At 48.4% G+C, this 20,344-nt stretch carries 19 protein-coding genes and 1 pseudogene; 18 read left to right on the top strand and 2 right to left on the bottom strand.

The window, feature by feature from the left end; translation table 11 throughout:
- Window positions 1–165: 165 nt before the first annotated feature.
- The 7 genes from AB4Z29_RS26405 (at window position 166) to AB4Z29_RS26375 (ending at window position 4,791) form a co-directional block, all read left to right on the top strand.
- Window positions 166–819, top strand: coding sequence for a M48 family metallopeptidase (locus tag AB4Z29_RS26405; RefSeq protein WP_441945961.1), 654 nt, complete (start codon window positions 166–168; stop codon window positions 817–819).
- Window positions 820–959: 140 nt separating this feature from the next.
- Window positions 960–1,148: a hypothetical protein gene (locus AB4Z29_RS26400; protein ID WP_441945960.1), complete on the top strand. Its 189-nt coding sequence runs from the start codon at window positions 960–962 to the stop codon at window positions 1,146–1,148.
- 23 nt (window positions 1,149–1,171) lie between these two features.
- Window positions 1,172–1,561 (top strand): iron chaperone, encoded by a 390-nt coding sequence (locus AB4Z29_RS26395; protein WP_441945959.1) that lies wholly within the window; start codon window positions 1,172–1,174, stop codon window positions 1,559–1,561.
- Window positions 1,562–1,778: 217 nt separating this feature from the next.
- Window positions 1,779–2,621 (top strand): helix-turn-helix domain-containing protein, encoded by an 843-nt coding sequence (locus AB4Z29_RS26390; RefSeq protein WP_441945958.1) that lies wholly within the window; start codon window positions 1,779–1,781, stop codon window positions 2,619–2,621.
- A 120-nt stretch (window positions 2,622–2,741) separates the two neighbouring features.
- Window positions 2,742–3,773 carry an ABC transporter substrate-binding protein gene (locus tag AB4Z29_RS26385; RefSeq protein WP_441945957.1) on the top strand — a complete coding sequence of 344 codons (1,032 nt, stop codon included), beginning with the start codon at window positions 2,742–2,744 and terminating at the stop codon, window positions 3,771–3,773.
- A gap of 280 nt (window positions 3,774–4,053) precedes the next feature.
- Window positions 4,054–4,602 (top strand): GNAT family N-acetyltransferase, encoded by a 549-nt coding sequence (locus AB4Z29_RS26380; protein WP_441945956.1) that lies wholly within the window; start codon window positions 4,054–4,056, stop codon window positions 4,600–4,602.
- 66 nt (window positions 4,603–4,668) lie between these two features.
- A complete protein-coding gene (locus tag AB4Z29_RS26375) occupies window positions 4,669–4,791 on the top strand; it encodes a hypothetical protein (protein WP_281379239.1) in 123 nt (40 codons plus the stop codon).
- 325 nt (window positions 4,792–5,116) lie between these two features.
- Here AB4Z29_RS26375 and AB4Z29_RS26370 read toward each other — a convergent pair whose 3' ends face one another.
- Window positions 5,117–9,004: a glycosyl hydrolase family 18 protein gene (locus tag AB4Z29_RS26370; RefSeq protein WP_441945955.1), complete on the bottom strand. Its 3,888-nt coding sequence runs from the start codon at window positions 9,002–9,004 to the stop codon at window positions 5,117–5,119.
- Between the two features lie 390 nt (window positions 9,005–9,394).
- Here AB4Z29_RS26370 and AB4Z29_RS26365 point away from each other — a divergent pair, with 390 nt between their 5' ends.
- From AB4Z29_RS26365 to AB4Z29_RS26335, 7 genes and pseudogenes are all read left to right on the top strand, one after another.
- On the top strand, window positions 9,395–9,871 hold the full coding sequence (locus AB4Z29_RS26365; protein WP_441945954.1) for a GNAT family N-acetyltransferase: 477 nt from the start codon (window positions 9,395–9,397) through the stop codon (window positions 9,869–9,871).
- Window positions 9,872–9,929: 58 nt separating this feature from the next.
- Window positions 9,930–11,036, top strand: a pseudogene (locus AB4Z29_RS26360) (DEAD/DEAH box helicase); the annotation flags it as partial.
- A gap of 111 nt (window positions 11,037–11,147) precedes the next feature.
- On the top strand, window positions 11,148–11,435 hold the full coding sequence (locus AB4Z29_RS26355; RefSeq protein ID WP_441945995.1) for a hypothetical protein: 288 nt from the start codon (window positions 11,148–11,150) through the stop codon (window positions 11,433–11,435).
- A 176-nt stretch (window positions 11,436–11,611) separates the two neighbouring features.
- A complete protein-coding gene (locus AB4Z29_RS26350; protein ID WP_441945953.1) occupies window positions 11,612–12,622 on the top strand; it encodes a glycerophosphodiester phosphodiesterase in 1,011 nt (336 codons plus the stop codon).
- A gap of 271 nt (window positions 12,623–12,893) precedes the next feature.
- The gene (locus AB4Z29_RS26345) at window positions 12,894–13,799 is read left to right on the top strand and encodes an ATP-grasp domain-containing protein (protein WP_441945952.1); all 906 of its coding nucleotides are present in this window, start codon (window positions 12,894–12,896) and stop codon (window positions 13,797–13,799) included.
- A gap of 30 nt (window positions 13,800–13,829) precedes the next feature.
- Window positions 13,830–14,348 carry a DUF6933 domain-containing protein gene (locus tag AB4Z29_RS26340; protein WP_441945951.1) on the top strand — a complete coding sequence of 173 codons (519 nt, stop codon included), beginning with the start codon at window positions 13,830–13,832 and terminating at the stop codon, window positions 14,346–14,348.
- A 42-nt stretch (window positions 14,349–14,390) separates the two neighbouring features.
- Complete coding sequence (locus AB4Z29_RS26335) at window positions 14,391–14,933, top strand: histidine phosphatase family protein (RefSeq protein ID WP_441945950.1); 543 nt, start codon at window positions 14,391–14,393, stop codon at window positions 14,931–14,933.
- Between the two features lie 86 nt (window positions 14,934–15,019).
- On the opposite strand, the gene AB4Z29_RS26330 is transcribed toward AB4Z29_RS26335, so the two are convergent.
- The gene (locus AB4Z29_RS26330; RefSeq protein ID WP_441945949.1) at window positions 15,020–15,841 is read right to left on the bottom strand and encodes a helix-turn-helix transcriptional regulator; all 822 of its coding nucleotides are present in this window, start codon (window positions 15,839–15,841) and stop codon (window positions 15,020–15,022) included.
- Between the two features lie 119 nt (window positions 15,842–15,960).
- Between AB4Z29_RS26330 and AB4Z29_RS26325 the strand changes: the two genes are divergently transcribed.
- The 4 genes from AB4Z29_RS26325 (at window position 15,961) to AB4Z29_RS26310 (ending at window position 20,335) form a co-directional block, all read left to right on the top strand.
- Window positions 15,961–17,667, top strand: coding sequence for a glycoside hydrolase family 2 TIM barrel-domain containing protein (locus AB4Z29_RS26325; RefSeq protein WP_441945948.1), 1,707 nt, complete (start codon window positions 15,961–15,963; stop codon window positions 17,665–17,667).
- Window positions 17,668–17,930: 263 nt separating this feature from the next.
- Complete coding sequence (locus tag AB4Z29_RS26320) at window positions 17,931–18,191, top strand: hypothetical protein (protein ID WP_441945947.1); 261 nt, start codon at window positions 17,931–17,933, stop codon at window positions 18,189–18,191.
- A gap of 353 nt (window positions 18,192–18,544) precedes the next feature.
- Window positions 18,545–19,450: an ABC transporter permease gene (locus tag AB4Z29_RS26315; protein WP_441945946.1), complete on the top strand. Its 906-nt coding sequence runs from the start codon at window positions 18,545–18,547 to the stop codon at window positions 19,448–19,450.
- A gap of 15 nt (window positions 19,451–19,465) precedes the next feature.
- Window positions 19,466–20,335, top strand: a complete 870-nt coding sequence (locus tag AB4Z29_RS26310; RefSeq protein WP_441945994.1) for a carbohydrate ABC transporter permease — start codon at window positions 19,466–19,468, stop codon at window positions 20,333–20,335.
- Window positions 20,336–20,344 lie beyond the last annotated feature (9 nt).

Raw genomic sequence — 20,344 nt, 5'->3', positions numbered from 1 at the left:
GGAGAATAGCACTTGTAACGCCTTTTTAAACGTCTGCCTAAACCGCACATATTTTTGATACAATAGGAGAAGAGACAACGGATGCAGGGAGAAGTCCTTGACGTGAGACTCTGTCTCCTCTTTGTTATGAGCTGCAGACATTACATTATAGGAACGAAGGTTACCATGAACATACAATTTAATAATCAGACGATTGCATTTAACGTGCTATACGCGAATAGAAAAAAACTGTATATCCATATCGACTCTACGGGTCATATTACCATTAAGGCGCCAAATGGAACGAGCGATGATGAGGTAATGGCCGCCGTGGAACGGAACGGGGAACGGATTGTACAGAAGCTACAGGCGCTTGAAGCGGTACGCTCGGCTCCGAAGGTGAAGGAATATCAAGACGAAGGAAAGTTCCTTCACTTGGGGAAATATTATTTGCTGCACGAGCTGATCGAAACGAAGGAGCTGACCGAAGAGGAGCTTAAGGTCAGTCTGAAGAAGTTTTATTTCAGCAGCTGCAAGAAAATTATTGGCGAGCGGATTAAACCTTATCAGACGCAGCTCAAGGTAAAGGCCAAAACGATAGAGATTGTGGAATCAAGAACGAAGTGGGGAAGCTGCAGCTCAGAGAAGCATTTGACGTTCAATTACCGTTTGGCGATGGCTCCGATCGAGGTGATTGATTATGTCATTATTCATGAGCTCTGCCATCTCACGCATATGAACCATGACCGATCCTTCTGGAGACGGGTGGGGAGCATCATGCCGGATTATAAAGAAAAAGAGGAGTTTCTGGCCAGATACGGGCAGTCGATGACGCTTTAGCATCAGGTAATGCGGAAAGGTTGGACGATTGGGTCGGAAACTGGTATACTTGCCGGGGTTACTCCCGTAAAAGCGGTTTCAGTTTCACATTTTTGAGGGAGCAAGTCTAATTTCGTTTTTCGTCAGGAGTGTATGAAAAGATGAGAAAATATAATTTTATCAGGCCGCTCATGTTGATTGTCATTGCCCTGCTCGTTAAGAGCCTGATTACGAACCTTTGCATGGTGTTCGGAATGGCGAAGGCACAGGCAGAAAACATCGGATTTATCAGCATGCTTATCGCAGCGATCATTGTTTATTCTAGAATTGCCCGGAAACGCCGGAAATAATACGGGTATGGAAAGGAGTAACCATGGACGAGGCTAAATTGAAATTCGAGACGATTGATCAATATATCGCTACCTTTCCAGCCGAGATTCAGGCCATATTGGAGAAGATTAGGCATGTGATCCAAGAGGCAGCACCCGAAGCAACAGAGAAAATCGGCTATCAAATGCCGACATTTGTGCTTAACGGGAATTTAGTGCATTTTGCAGCATTCAAAAAACATATCGGCTTATATCCGGCTCCAAGCGGAATCTATGCCTTCAAGGAACAGTTGGCAAAGTATAAAGGAGCAAAGGGATCGATTCAATTTCCTTTGGACCAACCGATGCCTTACGAATTAATTAGTGAGATCGTGAAATTTAGAGTTGCAGAGAACATCGAGAAAGCAAACAGCAAGCTGAATAAGAAGAAATAAACGGCTCTAAATAGGTAAGGCTATTGTCGCCAACTACATCGCTAGAAGTTCGATCGTTAAATAACCAACCACAACGCCTCAGAAGCTTTGCTCTGGGGACTTTTTGTTTGGTTAGGAATATAACGAGAATGCATGCATCAGCGGTTCAAGCATTAGCATTATGCCTATTAAGCATTGAGCCGCCTAAATTTCTCGAGTACAATGAGGGAATAATCGGTTGAACGGGACAAGAAAGGGTGTTGGTATGGAAAGTCAGTACGATGAGCTGGCCGCTTATTTCTTGCAGGTGCCTGTTGATATATATGGCGTGCATCAGACGTTGCTTCGTACTGGGATCTATCAGGGACACAAGTATCAGCCGACGACCAAATGCGCCTTGCTGATTGCGCTCAAGGGAGAGGCTGTCTTTTTCTATGACGGTGTAAGCTATCCGATGTATCCGGGGAAAACGCTGCTCGGCGGCTGTAACCGCAGTCTCGAGTTTGAGGTCCAGACGAGTGAATTCGAATATTTTCTCGTGCATTATTTGCCTACACATGCGAGGCAGGAAGATCCCTTGTTCATCGAAAAGGTGAGTGAGCTTCATATTGAGCTGGATGCAGCTCTGCTTCAATTAATGGAGCAGCTGAGAGGGCTGTCTACGATCCTTGGCAATATCGAGCAGCTTGAGAAGAAAACGTTATTTTACCGATTGCTTAATAAGGCGCTGCTGTTCGAGAGATATCAGCAGAATAGCGAGAGCCAGCCGATGATGGAGCAGACGATTGCACATATTAGGAAGCATTATATGGAGCCGATAACGCTGGAGAGCCTAGCGGAGCAGCATCAGATGAAAGCCAAATATTTTTCGCATTTATTTCGCAAATACACCGGGATCGGGCCAATCAATTATTTGATTCAATATCGGATGAACCTTGCCCATGAATTGCTGACGACGGCGGATTTCTCCATTCGCGAAATTGCGAGAAGCGTCGGCTATTCGGATGCGTATTATTTCAGCAGGCTGTTCAAAAAGCATTACGGCATGTCGCCTTCTTCCGTGAGGCTGCAAGGAGAGTAGAAATAATCCATCCTGAAATCGGGAAATTATCTATTTGCTCATAGTCGGAGCGATGGTATCATTAATTCGATAATGATAATCGTTATCAACTATATGAGGGACATCGAGGGGAAGAATGAAATGAAGACAGCTAAATTACGTATGGCAGCAGCCTGCCTGCTATTGTTTGTCATTATGCTCGTCAGTGCCTGCTCCAATGCAGGAACGGCGAACGATGCGGCGACGGAAGCGCCAGCTGCGACCGATGCGGCACAAAATACGAGCGGAAATAACGCGACTGCGGGAGACAGCGCTGCTTTTCCAAAAACGGTGACGGGCGCAGACGGCAAAGAGGTTACGATTGCCGAGCAGCCGAAAAAAATTGCCCTCGTGCACTGGGGACTAACGCAGCAACTGTTGGGCTTTGATCTGCCTTCCATTGCAGTAACGCTCCCATTCACAGCGAAAAATTCCTTCCTGGATTCGGATGTATACAAGCCTTATGTAGAGAAGTTTGATGAGGTATCAATCGTTGGCGAGAACACGGCTGTTAACTTGGAAGCACTTCTGCAATATGAGCCGGATATCATTCTGGCGGGCAGCGTCACGAACAAGGACATTACGGACCAATTGTCTCAGATTGCCCCTACGGTGCTAATTGATGAAGAGAAAACGAATGTTTGGATGGACTGGCAAGGTGTGATTACGCAGTTCGGCGACATTCTCGGACAAGAGGCGCTTGCGAAACAAACAATCGACGACTTCACCGCAAAGGTTGAGGAAGCGAAAACGCAGCTAGGCGAAGTGGAAGGAACGGTTGCTTATTTGCAAGTCAGAGATAAAAATATTTGGCTGCAGGGCACAAGCTATGCTGGCGATTATTATGAACCGCTCGGCCTGAATGCTCCTGAAGAGGCGAAAGGCGACGGCATCGAGCTTACGCTTGAAGGGCTTAGTGCGATTAATCCGGATCATATCTTCTTAGGTTACTTCAACTACAATGATAAATCATTGGCTGCTCTTTCTGACGAGTGGGAAAAAAGTGAAGTGTGGAAGAAGCTGAAGGCGGTTCAGCAGAACCAAGTGTACGCGATTAACGGCGAGCTTGCTTATGGCTACGGTCCAATTAGCAAAATCAATGGCTTAGCTGCTATTGTGGATGCATTGAAATAGGAAATTTAAATCTCATACAACAAGCATACAACAAGCATAGAACAAGCATAGAACAAGCATAGAACAAGCATAGAACAAGCATAGAACAAGCGTAGAACAAGCATAGAACAAGGTTATCAGAAGGAGGGACATCGTTCCCTTCTTTTTTTGCGTTTACACCAAGTTGTAGGCTGGTACGCTTTTGCGAAAGCTTCATATTCCGAACATCTTTGTCTATCTTATCTCGTCAAAGGTTAGGATATACTATTAGCAGCACTAGTATTACAGGAGGTTAATAATCATGACTAATTCAATACAGACAGGTTCATTGGGAAGTATAAAGCCGGATATTGAGGTGTTTCGAGCAAGGCCGGAAGATACGGAAGCTGTGCTGCAGCTGCTCGTTCAAACGGCGGAATGGCTGCGGAGCAAAGGGTCTCGGCAGTGGAGCGGGCTGCTGCAAGGGGAGGATTCCCATCAGACGCCGGAGGCGATTAAGCGCGGTGAGGTCTACCTGTTTATGCAGGGCAGCATGCTGGCAGGGATCGTCATGCTTATGCAGAAAGAGAGCGCTTGGGATCGCGAGTTATGGGGAGCCGAAGGACATGAGTCAGCGATCTACTTGCACCGGCTTGCCATTAACCGCGAAGCGGCAGGCAAAAACGTAGGCGAGGCGATCGTCCGCTGGGCGGCTTCCGGCATTGTTTTCGAAGGGAAGGACCGTATTCGTCTGGATTGCATCGCGAACAATGCGAAGCTGAACGCTTTCTATTTGAACTGTGGCTATGCATATAAAGGCACGGCGGTAAATGCGATGGGTGAATTTAATAAGTATGAGATGATGTGCTAGCCGCCGCTGCTTAAACAACGCAAAATTGGGTATATACATAGAAAGAACGACAAGGAGGTAGTAACCATGAACAAGAAAAAGGTACTGATTACTGCGATCGGGATGGGCGTCACTTATCTGATGAAAAATAAAGGTGCGCGAGATAAGCTGAAAAACGCGGTGCAATCGTTTACTAAGAAGCGTCATTAATCGAAAGGAGACGCTCCCAATAGGGTAAACCGGTGCTGGTTAGTCCCCCCTAACCAGCACGAAAGAACATTCAATCAGTTTCCTAACCAGCACGAAAGAACCTTCAACCAGTTTCCTAACCAGCACGAAAGAAACTATTGGCAGTTCCTTAACAAGCACGAAAGAACCTTCAACCAGACCCTAACATACTGGAAAGAACCATCAACACCACGATGAAAAGTGGCATGATGGTTCTTTTTTTGTCCTATAAGATGTACAAAGCGGGAGCTGGATTTTCGCGATATGCCTTTTGGGACAGCCAGCTCCCTTTTTAATTACCCGTTAGTTACGTTAGCTTCAAATCATCCAGCAATCTCATAACCGCTACGGCAGCTTGGGCTTTGGTCACTTTGGAAAGCGGGCTGAAGGTGGTTGGCGAAACGCCCTGCAGCACCTTGTGCTGGGCAGCTAGGGCGATGGAAGCCTCGGCATAAGACGCAATGGAAGCTAGATCGTCAAAGCGCTCAAGCACCGCAGTGTCTGCCTTATTCGTGTGCCCTGCATATTGCCAAGCGTTAGCTAACATAACGGACAGATCCTGACGCGTAATGGTGCCGTTTGGATTGAAACGGTCGGCTGATATGCCTTTGATCAGGCCGAGCTTCTTAGCGGCAGCAATATCGCCGGCATAGATGGAGCTGCTGTCAACATCCTTGAACGAGTTGCTCGATGTATCCGGCAGAATGCCGAGCCCTTTCACGATCATCGAGACGAGCTCAGCTCGCGTAATGCTGCTGTTTGCACCAAACGTATCAGCGCTCTCGCCTGACACGATCAGCTTCGCAGCCGCGCGTTCAACGTCTTTGCGCGCCCATTCGGCGGTCACATCGTTATAGCTGAAATTCGTCTCGACAATGGCATAGATGCTGTTGCCGTTTCGGATCAATTCAACCACAGCCGTACCGTCGGCGTTCGTTGTGATCTTAGTCGGAACGGAGCGGAATTCATTGCTCTCAGGGAGATACACGACGCCTGTGGCATGCGCAGCATTTATATCGGCAGCCTTCAGCACGTATTTGCGGCTGAACGCATGCTTGCCGAAATCTTTCACCTCGACATACGTTTTATTTGCAGCCAGCTGCTTGATTTTGAAATCCAGCGGCGCGGCGAGCAGCTTGAATCCGCTGCTTTTCGCTAAGCTATTGAGCTGATCGATCACACTGGCAGCCGGCGCAGCGATTGAGATTCTAATATCGGCAGAGAAATGCACCGCATGAACCGGGATGCTGTAGGTTACCCCATTCCAAACGACGGATAGAGTAGGTTTTTCACCTTTTTGGGCAATCGCATCAATGACTGCTTTGGAGACAAGGATCTCAATTTGTTTGGCTTCGCTGCTGATCGTGATTTGGTAGGCTGCGGAGCCAGAGGCTTGAATCTTGTTCACTGCGGCATCCGTTAGTACGTCAAACGTCCATTTGCTGCCATCCTTAGTAATGCTCACTTCAAGCTCATTCACGCTTTTGCTTGGCGGCTGAGGCAGTGAGCCTCCAGGGAAGGGAGCAGCGAGCGTAGTTGCAGAAAGCACGTTGCTGGCGGCGGATACTTTCAGAATTGCATCCTCGTTCTTTGCAACCGCAAGCACGTGAAGCTTGTAGCTGGCATTCTCCGCTAACGAGCTTGCCGTGAAATTCGTTTCCGTTGTATAACCTGCGAATTGATTGTTCACAAAAACCTCATAGCCTGTCGCATGCTCGGCAGCATCCCATTGCAGCGCAATGGCATTCTGGTTGCTCGATACGAGCACGAGATTGTCGGGAGTCGGCAGGGCATCCGTGTTCACAGCGCCGTTAATCGGCAGATCATGCACGAGCTGCGAAGACAGCGTCAGATTGCGGTCTCCGCTGTTGTCCCAGTTCATCACGCCCGCCAAATTCAGTGATTTCACGAAGGAAGCGTTATACATCATCGAGGTTTTGTCGTTGTACGTGATAAACGTTTGGCTCTCGCTATTGTACAAATAAGCGACCTTGGATGCTTCGTTCCAACGACGGACAAAGCCGTTTTTATTGACGTAATTTTCTTCGAGATCCGTAAAGTCGAATATACCTGCTTCCCATGTTCCAGTCGGAACCGCGGTACATGTTGCATACTCGCCTGGTTCCAGGCAGCCGCTCCAGCCTTTGCCGAAATAAGGAATGCCAAGCACCAGCTTATAGTCTGGCACTCCACCGTTCAGGTGCCCGAGGGCTCCGCCGCTGACATGGTTGCGGGCAGCCGCTTCCTTCGGATGGTTCTTATCCGCATATAGCGGGGCGTTATGATGGGCAAGCAGCTCCCAGCTTCCGCTGTAATCGTAGGTCATGATGTTGATGAAATCCAAGTAGCTCGAAGCGTTCGCAAGATCGGCGTTCACGACAAAGTTATCGCCCTGGCCGGATGCGATCGTCAGCAAATAGTATTTGCCATCCTCGGAGCCAGCCGCATCAAGAGCCTCGCGAATCGTTTCCATCGCAAGCGTGAAGTTTTCTTTGTCCTCTGGACGATGAACGTTGTAGGATTCACCGCCCTCGACCGGATACTCCCAGTCGATGTCGATGCCGTCCAGCTCATATGCACGCAGAAACTTTACGGCAGAGTTCGCGAACGTACGGCGTGCTTCTTCCGTGGCTGCCATATTCGAGAAGTTTTTGGACCATGTCCAGCCGCCAACGGATATCATTATCTTCAAGTGGGGATTGGTTTCTTTGATTGCGGCAAAAGCTGCAAAATTGTCCGGATCAACCTCGGAGTCGCCAATGACGATTTCCCCGTCAAACACGTAGCGGTTCTGAAGCGGCACATTCGCGTTCTCGCAAGCGTTCGCGCCCGTTCCGTACTTCTTCCAGCATAGATCGGCAAAAGCGTAATTGATATGCGTGACCTGTGACACGTCAACATCGGTTGGCAAGTAGTTGCGTCCTGATGGGGACACGGACCACGACGTATAGTAAGTGACGATGTTATAGTCGCTGCCAGGAACGGCAGCTGCCGCATTGCTCGCAGGAGATGCCCACAGGTCGTTGCGGGCAATAACCTTGTAGGAGTAAGACTTTCCTTCCTGCAGCCCAAAAGCTACATAACGATTCGAATTGCTGATGCCTATCTTCAAGTCGTCTTGGTAGACCTCGTAGCTCGTTGCCCCTGGAACCTGTGCCCAGCCGAGCGATACGGTTGTGCGGTTCGCAGTAACGACCTGAACATCTTGAGGGGCGGCAAGCTCTCCCCAGGTCAGTCTGACGGCGTTGCTGTTATCGGACACCCGTTTCTTAACGGAGTCCTGTGCGCCGACTGCGAAACTCACGGCTGTGGCCGCAGTCTGCTGTTCCGACAGGGTGTACGTAACGGTGTCGGAGCCGTCCCATACGCCAGCCTTCCAAGCGCCGTCTACGTATAAGTCATAGCCGTCCGCACCGGGGCTTCCCGTCCAGTTCAAGGTAACGGAGGATCCGGATACGGCGGATACCTTCAAATTCTGGGGAGGCGCTAGCGGAGATTCTTTGTATTCGCTCACATCGGCTAGTGTCGTGAACGTAACTAGATTGCTCTTTTGCTCCGAAGTTAGATTGGGTGCTTGAATGCCGTCCGGGCCCACGTAGAAGGAATAAGTCGTTTCGGGGGTTAAGCCGCCGACGGTTTGAGCCCCATCATTCGCCCAAGTGATGTATTTGTTATTCTCATCCCATATCCAGTAATGCGCTATGTCTGGGGCCGGGTCCCAAGCAAGGGATACCGTATTGTGAGTGACCTCCAGCACCTTTAAATTCCTAGCGCCTGAAGCAGGCGGTGCCACAATTTCCCCGTCCGGCGTAGTGAATTCCACGACGTTGCTTTTGTGAGATAAGGTTGCGGGTCTTTCATACCAGGTAATATAGAAACGATAAGTAGTGTTCGGATTAAGCGTGGTGAGCGTACGGGTTCCGCTGTTTCCCCAGTCCAAGTATGCATTGGTGTTGGCGTCCCAGACATCGATATCGTTTAGATTCGGGTTATTATCCCATGCTAAGGTGACAGCTGTAGATGTCAGAGAGTTTTGTACGACTCGTAAGTTTTGCGGTGCGGCAGGATCGATAGCTAGGGGATCATTGTCGGCAGCGTAGGAGGCTGAAGCGTTGAATAAGGAGCTGAACAAGAGCGCAAAGCATAGAAGCAGGACAACTATTTTAGCATTTTTGAACTGGGCAGTATCGTTCACCTTATCACCTCTGATCGTCATTTTTTGAACATTGCAGCATGGCATGTCGTGTAAATGTCTGGGTGTTGGTGCCTGACTGAGATCGCGGGTTTAAGCGGTCCCCCTTTTTTGGAGAAAAGTTAAGATTTGGTTAACCTCCTATAATCATGAGACGAACAGAGAAGGATGGGAAGGGGTATATTCCATTTCACAGGGGGTAATATTTGAGCATTTCCGTGCGGAGCGGGCTTATATATCGAGAATAGCTAGTTGATGGCGCACTTTTGTGGTAAGATGACTAAGGACAATAGACCATACACAATCAATAGGAGAAGTGGGGGACGAATTAACACCCTGCTTCTTTTATTTTGATGAAGATAGACGTAATAAACCGATCAAAGGGAGCTCAAAATGGCTACAATTACTGCAAAACCGTTCGATTCTGACATGCAGGCACTGCTTGGCGAGATTGTGACAGCGTATCATGCGCCTGAGCTTAGCAAACGCGACAGCTCGGAAATACCGGATCAAATCTATGTGATTGAAGCAGAAGATGCGATGGTTGGCTACGGCGTCGTATGGGAATACGAAAACGGGAAACAACTGATAAAGAAGGCGGAAGCCGATTATTTCAGCGATGACGAGAAATATTTGGAGAAGGACTTCTATATTGATATTAAGAACAAGAAGAACTTCGTCTTTATAGAGGCGCTTGATGTGCTGAAGGAATTCGAAAGCAAGGGCTATGCCGCGGCTTTTATCGACTGGCTCAAAGCGAAGTACCCGAACCAAAGAATGTACGTTTATTCACTCGAGAAATCCAGAAACTTCTGGTTTAAGCAAGGCTTTGAGGTTTTGGGCGGCACCGTGTGGATGACTTATAATTAACCGTATAAATAAGCAGCGTGATTCATCATTTATGCTTTTTAAACATGAAGGAGACAAAATGACTTTTAACGATCTAATGCTTTCCCCCGCGCTTCTTAAAGCGCTAGCCAAAGAGAACTACACCGAGCCTACGCCGATTCAGGAGCAGGCGATTCCCGTCGTGCTGGCAGGCAGGGACTTATTCGGCTGCGCGCAGACGGGTACAGGAAAGACGGCCGCATTCGCGTTGCCGATTGTTCAGCTTCTAAGCAGCCAGCCAAGCAAAGGGGGAAGAGGACGCCGTACGCGTTCGTTGATTCTAACCCCAACCAGGGAACTGGCTTTGCAGATTGGCGATAATATCAAGGCGTATGCCCAGTTTACCGATATTCGGTGCATGGCTATCGTAGGCGGCGTTTCACAGAAAGCGCAGGAGCGCTCGCTTGAGCAAGGCGCGGATATTATCATTGCGACGCCGGGCAGGCTCATTGATTTGATTAACCAGAAGCTCGTCGATCTAAGTGCCGTGCAAATCCTAGTGCTGGATGAAGCAGACCGCATGCTCGATATGGGCTTCATTAACGATGTGAAGAAAATCATCGCCAAGATGCCCAGCAAGAAGCAAACCTTATTCTTCTCCGCGACCATGCCTCCCGAGATCTCAAAGCTTGTCAAAGCGCTGCTGGTTAATCCGGCCAAGGTGGAAATTACGCCAGCGTCATCGACAGTGGACCGTATCGAGCAATCCGTTTATTTTATTGAAAAATCCAGCAAGCAGGGCTTATTAAATGAGCTTCTGAGGGATAAAACAATTGTATCGGCACTGGTGTTTACACGTACGAAGCATGGCGCTGACCGCGTGGTGCGCGGGCTGAATAAGGTAAACGTTACGGCTCAAGCCATCCATGGCAACAAGTCGCAGAATGCACGCCAGAATGCGCTTGCCAGCTTCAGAAGCGGCGCTACGAGAGTGCTTGTCGCAACGGATATCGCAGCGCGCGGAATCGACATCGATGAGCTGTCGCATGTCATTAACTTCAATCTGCCTAACATACCGGAAACGTACGTGCACCGGATCGGCCGTACCGGCAGAGCGGGATTAAGCGGTATCGCGATCTCCTTCTGCGAGACCGAAGAGCTGCCGTATTTGAAGGATATAGAGAAAAAAATCAAGAAAACGATTCCCGTAGCAACCGTACCAACCAATCAGGTGCTGACCGTATAGGGGAACGGCAATAGGCAGTCTGGAATACACTAATGAGAATGAGGAGTTGATCATTTGAGAAAGCAAAAGCCAATGTCATTTGAGGATCTACTAAAGGAACTGCAAGGTCAAAAGGACGTACAGGAGGATCCGAGCCACGTTTCACTGGAAGCTTTGTTTCATGATTCGTTCATGAGCAAGTATACCCGCTCGAATAGCTTTGCGGAGTTTCTGGAGAAAGGCAATTTCAAAGTCCAGACGCGCGAGGATATTCTAAACATCCCGGATGAGTTTTTTGACCGACATGTAGCTAGGGACACGGATTTCGCGAACTGGCAGAAGATGCTGGATACAGCGACTGCGGAGTACGGCGGCAAGTAATTAGGATATGGAATTCGGTTGGACGACTTAGCTTCGTCGAATCGTTTCATGAGGTCAGAGCAGCCTTGGCAAAAGGCGGCTTTGGCCTTTTTGCTGTTTCGGGGGTTGCTGCTCGTGTGTAAGGTAGTAAGACTACTTGCGTCTAGAACGATGGACGACACACATAGGGGGCTATCATGATGAGTAGACGAGATAAAGCTTATGTATGGCGAAGAATCGGAATCGCACTCGTGCTGCTAGGCTGCGCGACGCTGATCGTATCCGCATCCAATCCGAACACGCCGGAAGGCTTTCTAATTATTGCGCATCGAGGAGCATCCGGGCATGAGCCGGAAAATACGATGGCCGCTTTCGAGGAGGCCGAGCGCCTTGGCTCGGATTTCATCGAGTTCGACGTGCAGCTGAGCAAGGATAAGGAGCTTGTCGTTATTCACGACGATACGGTTGATCGGACGACCGATCATCAAGGAGCCGTGGACGATTATACGCTGGACGAGCTGGAGAATATGGATGCGCCGGCGGGGAAAGGCACGAGCCAAGCGGAGAAGGAAGAGACGGAGACGGATAAGGAAGAGGACGGAACGGGGAAGGATAAGGAAACGGAAAAGGATATGAAGAAAGAAAAGGAAAATGAAATAGATAAAGAGAAAGATAAAGATAAAGAGAAAGAGAAAGAGAAAGAGAAAATTGTGTCCTTGGAGGAGGTGTTGGACCGCTTTGCGGGAAAAATGGCTATGCTAATCGAGATTAAGGATTCCAAGCTGTATCCGGGCATCGAGGAGCAAGTAGCAGAGGTCATTCGCAGCTATGAGAAGCGGTTAGCCGCTGCGGGCTTGGGCGGGCATAAGTCCATCGTGGACCTTGCGGAGAGGAAGAACAGTATGGGCATTGTGATTCAATCGTATGATTTCGAATCGACGCGTCTCATGCATAACCTGCTGCCGAATGTTCCCATCGCGGCGCTTGTACATGAGGACAAGCATCCTCTCTCGGACGCGACGCTCGATGCGCTCACTTCTTTCTCCGCCTATATCCATTATCCGAAGGAGCTGCTGGACAAGCAGACCGTCGAGCGCATTCATGCGCGTGGGCGCAAGGTAATCGCTTGGACCATTCAGAATGACGAGGATATGGTGAAGATGAAGAAGCTTGGGGTGGATGGCGTGATTACGGATTATCCAGGGTGAGGGATAAAATGATGGTAATCATAACTTGGCGTATGTCGTTTGCAGCTACGGGAACGTTTGGACTTCCGGCCGCTGTTGTCTCCAGATTTCTTTGATTGTACCGCTGCCTATGGTTGAAATCCGGAGACAAAGGCGAACGCTGACGCTCCTCCAGTTCCAAACCTTCCCTTCGTGCTTACTCCACGCTTGTTTCGTTCTTCAATCCTTTTATTTAGTGAGTTTGAAGAATATGATACGATGATGTGAAAGTCGTATTGCGAGGTGCTCGTTTATGAGAATATTATTTGGCTCCGATGTTTTCGATTACCGAATCGTGGATTCAGGCTATGAAGCTGAATATGAGGAAGCCGCTCAGCTCGGTATGAAGGTTGAGCTTCTATCCTTAGAACTGCTGCTTGAAGGCCACGCTATGAAATCGGTCAAACGTATCCAGCCTGCTGAAGAGCCTGAGATCATCATTTATAGAGGATGGATGATGAAGCCGGAAAGCTATGAGGCCTTGTACAATGAACTGAAGAAAAAAAATCTACTGCTCATCAACTCACCATTCGAATACAGCAATGGTCATTATTTTCCTCGTTCGTATGAGATGATAAAAGATGCAACGCCTATAAGTTATTGGATGGATGTAGAAGCTCTTTCTACCGATTATGCTCCTGTTCATGAAATGCTCAAAAAATTTGGTCAAAAGCCGATTATTATTAAGGATTATGTGAAATCACGGAAGCATGAGTGGGAGGAAGCCTGTTATATTCCAGACGCGTCGGATAAGCTGCAGGTGGAATATGTGTTAAACAACTTCGTGGAACGTCAAGGTTCGGATATAAATGGAGGGGTTGTATTTCGAGAGTATATCGAGCTTGAGCAATTGTCTAAGCATCCGCTAAGCGGGATGCCTTTGTCTAATGAATATCGCTTGTTTTTCCTTAATCATGAGTTGCTGGCAAGCGCGGAATATTGGGATGAGGCAAGTTATCATAACGTAAAGCCTAATCTAGAGCCTTTTATTGCAATAAGCAAAAGAATTTCCAGTACATTTTTTACGATGGATATTGCTAAGACCGTAGAAGGCAATTGGGTTATTATTGAAATTGGGGATGGACAAGTATCCGGGCTGCCGGAAGAGATGGATCGAAACCAATTTTATAAGAATTTGAAAGAAAGAATGGAATCGTGACATTAAGTTCTCTGAGAGGTGATGTTTATCATGATTGTACAATGCACAAAAAAGCTGGCCGCGGAGCTTCAAGCACCTTTGACCGAGCTGCAACCAAGCTTTGATAAGTCGATATACGGGTGGCATGCCCATCTATTTTTATACAAGCGCAAGAAATGTGTACTCATTATGAATAATGAAACGAGATACAACTTTATGGTGTATGGGTTAGTGAAGGCAGATTTCAAACGATTGGATACTATCCTTGTCGAGCATTTACAAGACAATTTGCTTCGAGACGGGGCAGATCAAGGACTCATTGATACGTATCTTAGCGGGGCAAGAGGGATTAGCTATACGCCGACAAGCAATAGAAGCATTATTAGCCAGGTTAATGAAATGGTTATGGTTGCGTGGGATGAGTTGGATCGCAATATGTACCACTTTAATGATCCTATGCCACAGGATATCAATCGTTTTCTTAACCGATATGTATTCCTTAAATTACCTAAGCTTTATGCAGGTGAGACGATGCTGGATGCGCTTGGGAATCTAGAGGGAAGTCATTAATGTAAGTCTGTAGATAATCGGCTGCTGCGGGGGAATGCATTTATGAAAAATATATACATCGTCCGTCATTGCAAGGCTACAGGGCAAGAGGCGTCGGCTCCGTTAACCGAAAGCGGTGCTCGGGAGGCTGAGCAGCTGGCTGCGTTTTTCTTGACAAGAGACATTGATCATGTGATATCAAGTCCATACGAGAGAGCATACCGATCTATAAAGCCGTTAGCTGACCGCTTAGGGATGGAGATCGTGCTAGATGACCGATTAACCGAGCGTGTCCTTACTACCGAGAATAGCTTGGATTGGCTGGAGAAGCTAAGCAACACGTATGATGATTTGGAATTACGCTTTGAAGGCGGCGAAACGAGTAACGAAGCGATGCGGCGTGCCGTTCCGGTCGTATTGGAAGCAAGCGGGAGCGGATACAGTAATGTGGTGATCGTGTCGCACGGCAATCTGATTTCGCTAATTCTGAACCATTTTGATAGCCGAATCGGATTTAAAGAATGGCAGGCAATGAGCAATCCGGATGTGTTTCAGCTTTCATTCGCAGGCGATGAGGTTAAGCTGGAGCGAATTTGGGCGGAGTAAGGTTCCGGCGCTTAAAGCCGTGCCCGTATCGTAGCTGAGCCAATCATAGAGTTCTTCGGCTGCTTCAAGCTTCTCAGGCATCCAACCTAGCGCTCGGACTTGTTCCATGCACGGAAACGAGCAGGGGCGATCCCGTTCCATACGCGAAACATTTTGCCAAAATGAAACTCATCCGCAAATCCGCATGCATCCGCAATGGCCTTCATCGGCTCATCCGTAAGCAATAGCAGCGTCTTCGCTTGCTCATTCCGAACTTGATTTAAATAAGCCTTGGGCGAAATGCCGATATGCTTCATGAACATTTTGCGCAATTGCGAAACGGAAATACCAAGGTCTTGCGCAAGCTCCTCCAGCCGGATGGGCTGATGATAGCCTGTTTCCATCCACAGCTTCGCCTGTTGGAAGGCTTTCATAGAGGGACTCTGCGACGTATCGTTGTCTTTCATGAATGTAATCAAGCGAGTCAGCACATATTGGAACTCGGCTTGCCGCTCATGCGAATCGGTTCCTTGGATAGACCACATGCGTGCAAACTGCGACTCGACCCAATACGCTTGTTCTGGCGAGTATGTTTTATAAAAAGGCACATCCAGAGAGTCGACAGGGACGGGCTTCAGCCAGTGATCCTGTTCATAAGGTATATCGAGCACATCGAATAGCAGCATCCGAATACATAATGGCTTGTCCATAGAGGATGACATGGAGAGCGTAAACCCACGTTTCATATACAATAAATCCCCAGCCTGCACACGCAGCGGCACTTCCTCCGCCCCATAAAAAAAGTCTCCTTCGCCGCTCTGGACCCAGTAGAGAGAATGAACATCGGTTGTATTCCGTATATCCTTCCAGCCTGGAACAGGCAGCTTCTCATATGAAAGCCGATGATGGTACATTCGGTGGTTAGACAAGGAAATGGATCACCAGCCTTGTAGCGATTTTGACAAAGAGTGATGAGGTTTAGCCATGTGATGCGGCTCTTCTTTTATGATACGCTTTACGAAGCGAATAGGAAAGGGGCTCGTTAAACGTGATACGGACATTTCAGCAGCATATGCTGCGGCCTACAAGGCTATTGGATGGATTGTGGGATTTCATAACGGATGCAAGCGATATCGGCAAAAATGAAGGATGGGCATCCCAGTTTCCTGCAGGTTCCCGCAAGCTTGTTGTACCCTCCTGTTGGAACAATGAATTAGGAACTTATGATTATATTGGTGCGGCTTGGTACCGTACTTATTTTGACAATGTGCAGGAAGCCAATATTCGGTTGGCCTTTGAGGGTATTCTTCACCATGCGGATGTTTATGTGGACGGCCAGCATGTGGGGAATCATTTTGGCGGATTTACAGCATTCTCCGTCGTTCTCCCCAAGCTGCCTCAAGGCAAGCATGAGCTCGTTATTCGCGTGGATAATACGGTGGATTGGCAAACGCTGCCGACAGACATTGCGGATTGGCACTCCTACGGGGGAATTATGCGATCGGTCGAGCTGCAGGAGCTGCCTGATGTGTACATTGAATCGATGAAAATTGACTATCAGTTAAGTGGTGATACCGCCGATATTCAGTTGCAGGTAGAGCTAAGGTCGCTTAGCAAGGAAGACAGCCAAGTTGAAGTGAGTGCAGTGACGGAGGGGCTTTCGCTCTCTGCCTTCTCTGTGCAAGTCGCTGCCGATCAAGTTGTGAGCTTGACGCTTCAGGGGAGCCCTGCGCAAATCCGTAGATGGGACATCGGAGAGCCGGCGCTGTATACGTTCACGGTTCAAGCGGGGAATGATGATCTCATCGACCGGACTGGATTCCGCAGCGTGGAAGTACAGGGCAGCGACATTTTGCTGAATGGTCGAAAGCTATATCTCCAAGGCGTGAATCGGCATGAAGAGCACCCTGAGTGGGGCTTCGCTTTCCCGCCTAAGCTGATGCTGAAGGATCTTGATATTTTGACCGATATGGGCTGCAATATCGTGCGTGGATCTCACTACCCGCAGAGCCAGTTCTGGATCGACTTGCTGGATGAGCACGGCATGCTGCTGTGGAGCGAGATTCCGATGTGGGGCTGTTTTATGAGCGTCGAAACGCTGGCAAGCCCGATCTTCAGAGAGCGTGGCGTCAACATGCTTGATGAAATGATTACACGTGATTATCACCATCCGTCGATCATTTTCTGGGGAGCGCACAACGAGATTGATACGCGGACGGAGGAAGCGCTCGAGCTGACCAAAGCTTTTGTGGGCAAAATCCGCAGCATGGACAGCAGCAGGCTCGTCACTTATGCGACCATGCATCCGGAGGAGGATATTGTATTATCCCATTTCGACGTAATCGGGATTAACAAATATTACGGCTGGTATGAAGGCAGCGTCGATGGATTCAGCAGCATGCTGAAAAACTACTACAGCAATGCCGAGAAGCAGGGCGCGGGCGGCAAGCCTGTCATCATGAGCGAGTTCGGCGCAGCGGGGATATTCGGTGATTCAGGCTGGGAGCCGCGCTTGTTCAGCGAAGACTATCAGGCTGATACGGTGACGCGTGCGCTCAACATATTCCGTGACGACCCTCGCATTGCGGGTACGCTGATCTGGCACTTCGCCGATATTCGCGTTGATGTGCGGAGCGACCGACCTTACTTCCGCGATCGCGCGCGAAGCTTCAATAATAAGGGATTGCTAAACGAGTATCGCAAGCCGAAGCTGGCTTATCGTTTAGTGAAGGAGATTTATCGGTCAGAGCGATGAGAGTGTGGGAGCAGTAGAGTTGTGTAGCAGCTCAGCAAAAGCGTGTGGCGTTGAACTCATCCTTGTAGCAGTTTAGCAAAAGCGTGTGGCGTTGGGACTCATCCTTGTAGCAGCTCAGCAAAAGCGTATGGCGTTAGGACTCATCCTATTAAGGTGGGTCCCTTTTTGCGTATCATCGTATATCACTCCGCCATTTGGTTGGCACCATGTGAGCGGATCACGCATCTGATATATAGAAGTTTAATAGAATCGAGGTGATCGGTATGGGTGGACTAAAAGCTGTTCGTCAGCCTGACTTGGTGTTGATCAGTTGGACAAGAAATCCGCTTGTTCCCGGCTCTGCACGCCGAATCGTTTCTGTACGCGTCATTGGCAGCGCTGAGCCTTGCAAAGCTACTTTGGTAACGAATGGACTGCTTATTACTGCGTTGAACTGCCTGTTGGACGATTTCAAAATCGTGTACCAGAAAAAAACGTCAAATGTGAGCGGATATTTGCTGCTGCAGCGTTTTCGGAATGTGTAAGGCGGGAAGGAGGAGTGGCGGGAGCCGCTCCTTTTTTTTATGACGAATTGTCATATGAAGTATGGCAGCTAGAAAACGAAAGGCCAAGCATCGGCGAGCTCATTTCAGGTATATGTCCTGATTTTTGCTCGTCTTTTTTTATTTGAGCAGGTTTTTAGGTGAGATTGCTGAAAATGTGTGTTCTATTGAAAAGGTTTAGTTTGCGTTTTCCTTATTTGGTTTAGTTCAGCTTATTTTGTATCTTGTCTGGGAATTCCAAAACCTTGATGATGAAAAAGCATTCGAATTCCATGTCGGACGGAGGAGGTACAATGAAATGAAAACAGGCTATGCGAGCAACATGGAGGTGACGTATGGGAACAAGCGCAAGTAGACGGTTCAAACAAAATGTGCCGCTCCTATGGATGTTTATTCCGGGAGCACTCTTTTATCTTCTTTTCAAATACACACCGATGGCGGGGCTCGTAATCGCATTCAAAGATTACAACCTCCATGACGGAATTGTACGCAGTCCATGGGTCGGCTTGGACAATTTTAACTTGATCTTCAGCAATGCTCTCACAACGGATATTATTATTAACACGTTATGGCTAAGCTTGCTCCGACTCGTTGTTGGTTTCCCGTTTCCGATTCTTCTAGCTTTGCTGCTCAATGAAGTGCGTAAAACGTGGTTTAAACGTTCGATTCAGACGATGGTGTTTTTGCCTCATTTCTTCTCGTGGGTTATTGTAGGGGGTATCGTGCTGACGTTATTCTCGCAAGAAGCGGGGAGTTTGAACCTGCTGCTGGAACGGTGGTTCGGCTACAACCATGCATTTATGTACGATGTGACCTCATGGGTTACGATCTATCTCGGATCGGGGATTTGGAAGGAAGCGGGCTTCAGCGCCATCATTTATTTGGCCGCTCTGGCTGCGATCGACCCGGTCTTGTACGAAGCGGCTGCCATCGATGGTGCAAGCAAATGGCGGCAAATCTGGCATATTACATTGCCTGGAGTCAGTACGGTCGTGGTGATGATGCTGATTCTATCCATGGGAAGTATTATGGAGGTATCGTTTGATCAAATCTATATTCTGGGCAATCCCGTCGTGGCCAGCGTCTCGGAAGTCATCAGCACCTGGGTGTACCAGCTTGGGCTGCAGGGGGCGCAATTCAGCCTTACGACAGCCATGGGGTTGTTCGAATCGCTGGTAGGGTTGATGTTGATCCTGACGGCGAACCAAATCGCCCGCCGAATGGGGAAAGAACTGTGGTAAAGGAGGGATGGATTGATGCGCGCATCCTCTGGCGAAAAAGTGTTTTATGCAGTTAATTACTTCGTATTGTTGATGGCGGGACTGCTTTGTTTCTTGCCTTTAGTTCATCTTTTTGCAACCTCGTTCAGCGACCCGGGCATGATTATGGCGGGACGGGTCTCGTTATGGCCGGTACAATGGAATTGGGATTCTTATAAAGCTTTATTTCTCGGGACCCGGATCGTCGATGCATTCGGCAACAGTATCGTCATCACGATAGTCGGCGTGTTATGCAGTATGACAGCATCCATCGCTGTGGCATACCCCTTGTCCAGAGAATATTTTTATGGCCGCCGATTTTTATCGTTGGCCATCATTTTTACGATGATTTTTAGCGGCGGATTAATTCCTAACTATTTGTTGGTCAAATCGCTTGGTTTGGTCAATTCCTACTGGGCCCTGTGGTTACCGGGGATGATAAGCACGTATAACATGTGGGTTGTAAAAACGTTTTTCCAAAACATACCAAGAGAGCTGGAGGATGCGGCCCGCATCGATGGCTGCGGCGAGCTCCGATTGATTATGAGAATCGTGCTTCCCGTGTCGCTGCCAATGCTTGTGGCGATCTCCTTATTTTATGGCGTCGCGTATTGGAACAATTTCTTCAACGTATTGATTTACATCAATGATACGAGCAAATATAATTTGGCCGTGTTGGTACAGCAAATGATATTTTCCGCCTCGAACCCGCAGTTGGCCATCGATTCGGATTTGCAGAAAGCGATTACACCCGAGGGCGTGAAGGCTGCAGGTGTACTGGTTATGGTCATTCCAGTATTGATCGTCTACCCTTTCGTCCAAAAGCATTTTGTTAAAGGGGTAATGATTGGATCATTAAAAGGTTAGCTGAGGCTA

Source organism: Paenibacillus sp. 2TAB23, assembly GCF_052115165.1.
Lineage (GTDB): Bacteria > Bacillota > Bacilli > Paenibacillales > Paenibacillaceae > Pristimantibacillus.
This window is presented reverse-complemented; position numbering and strand designations above follow the sequence as displayed.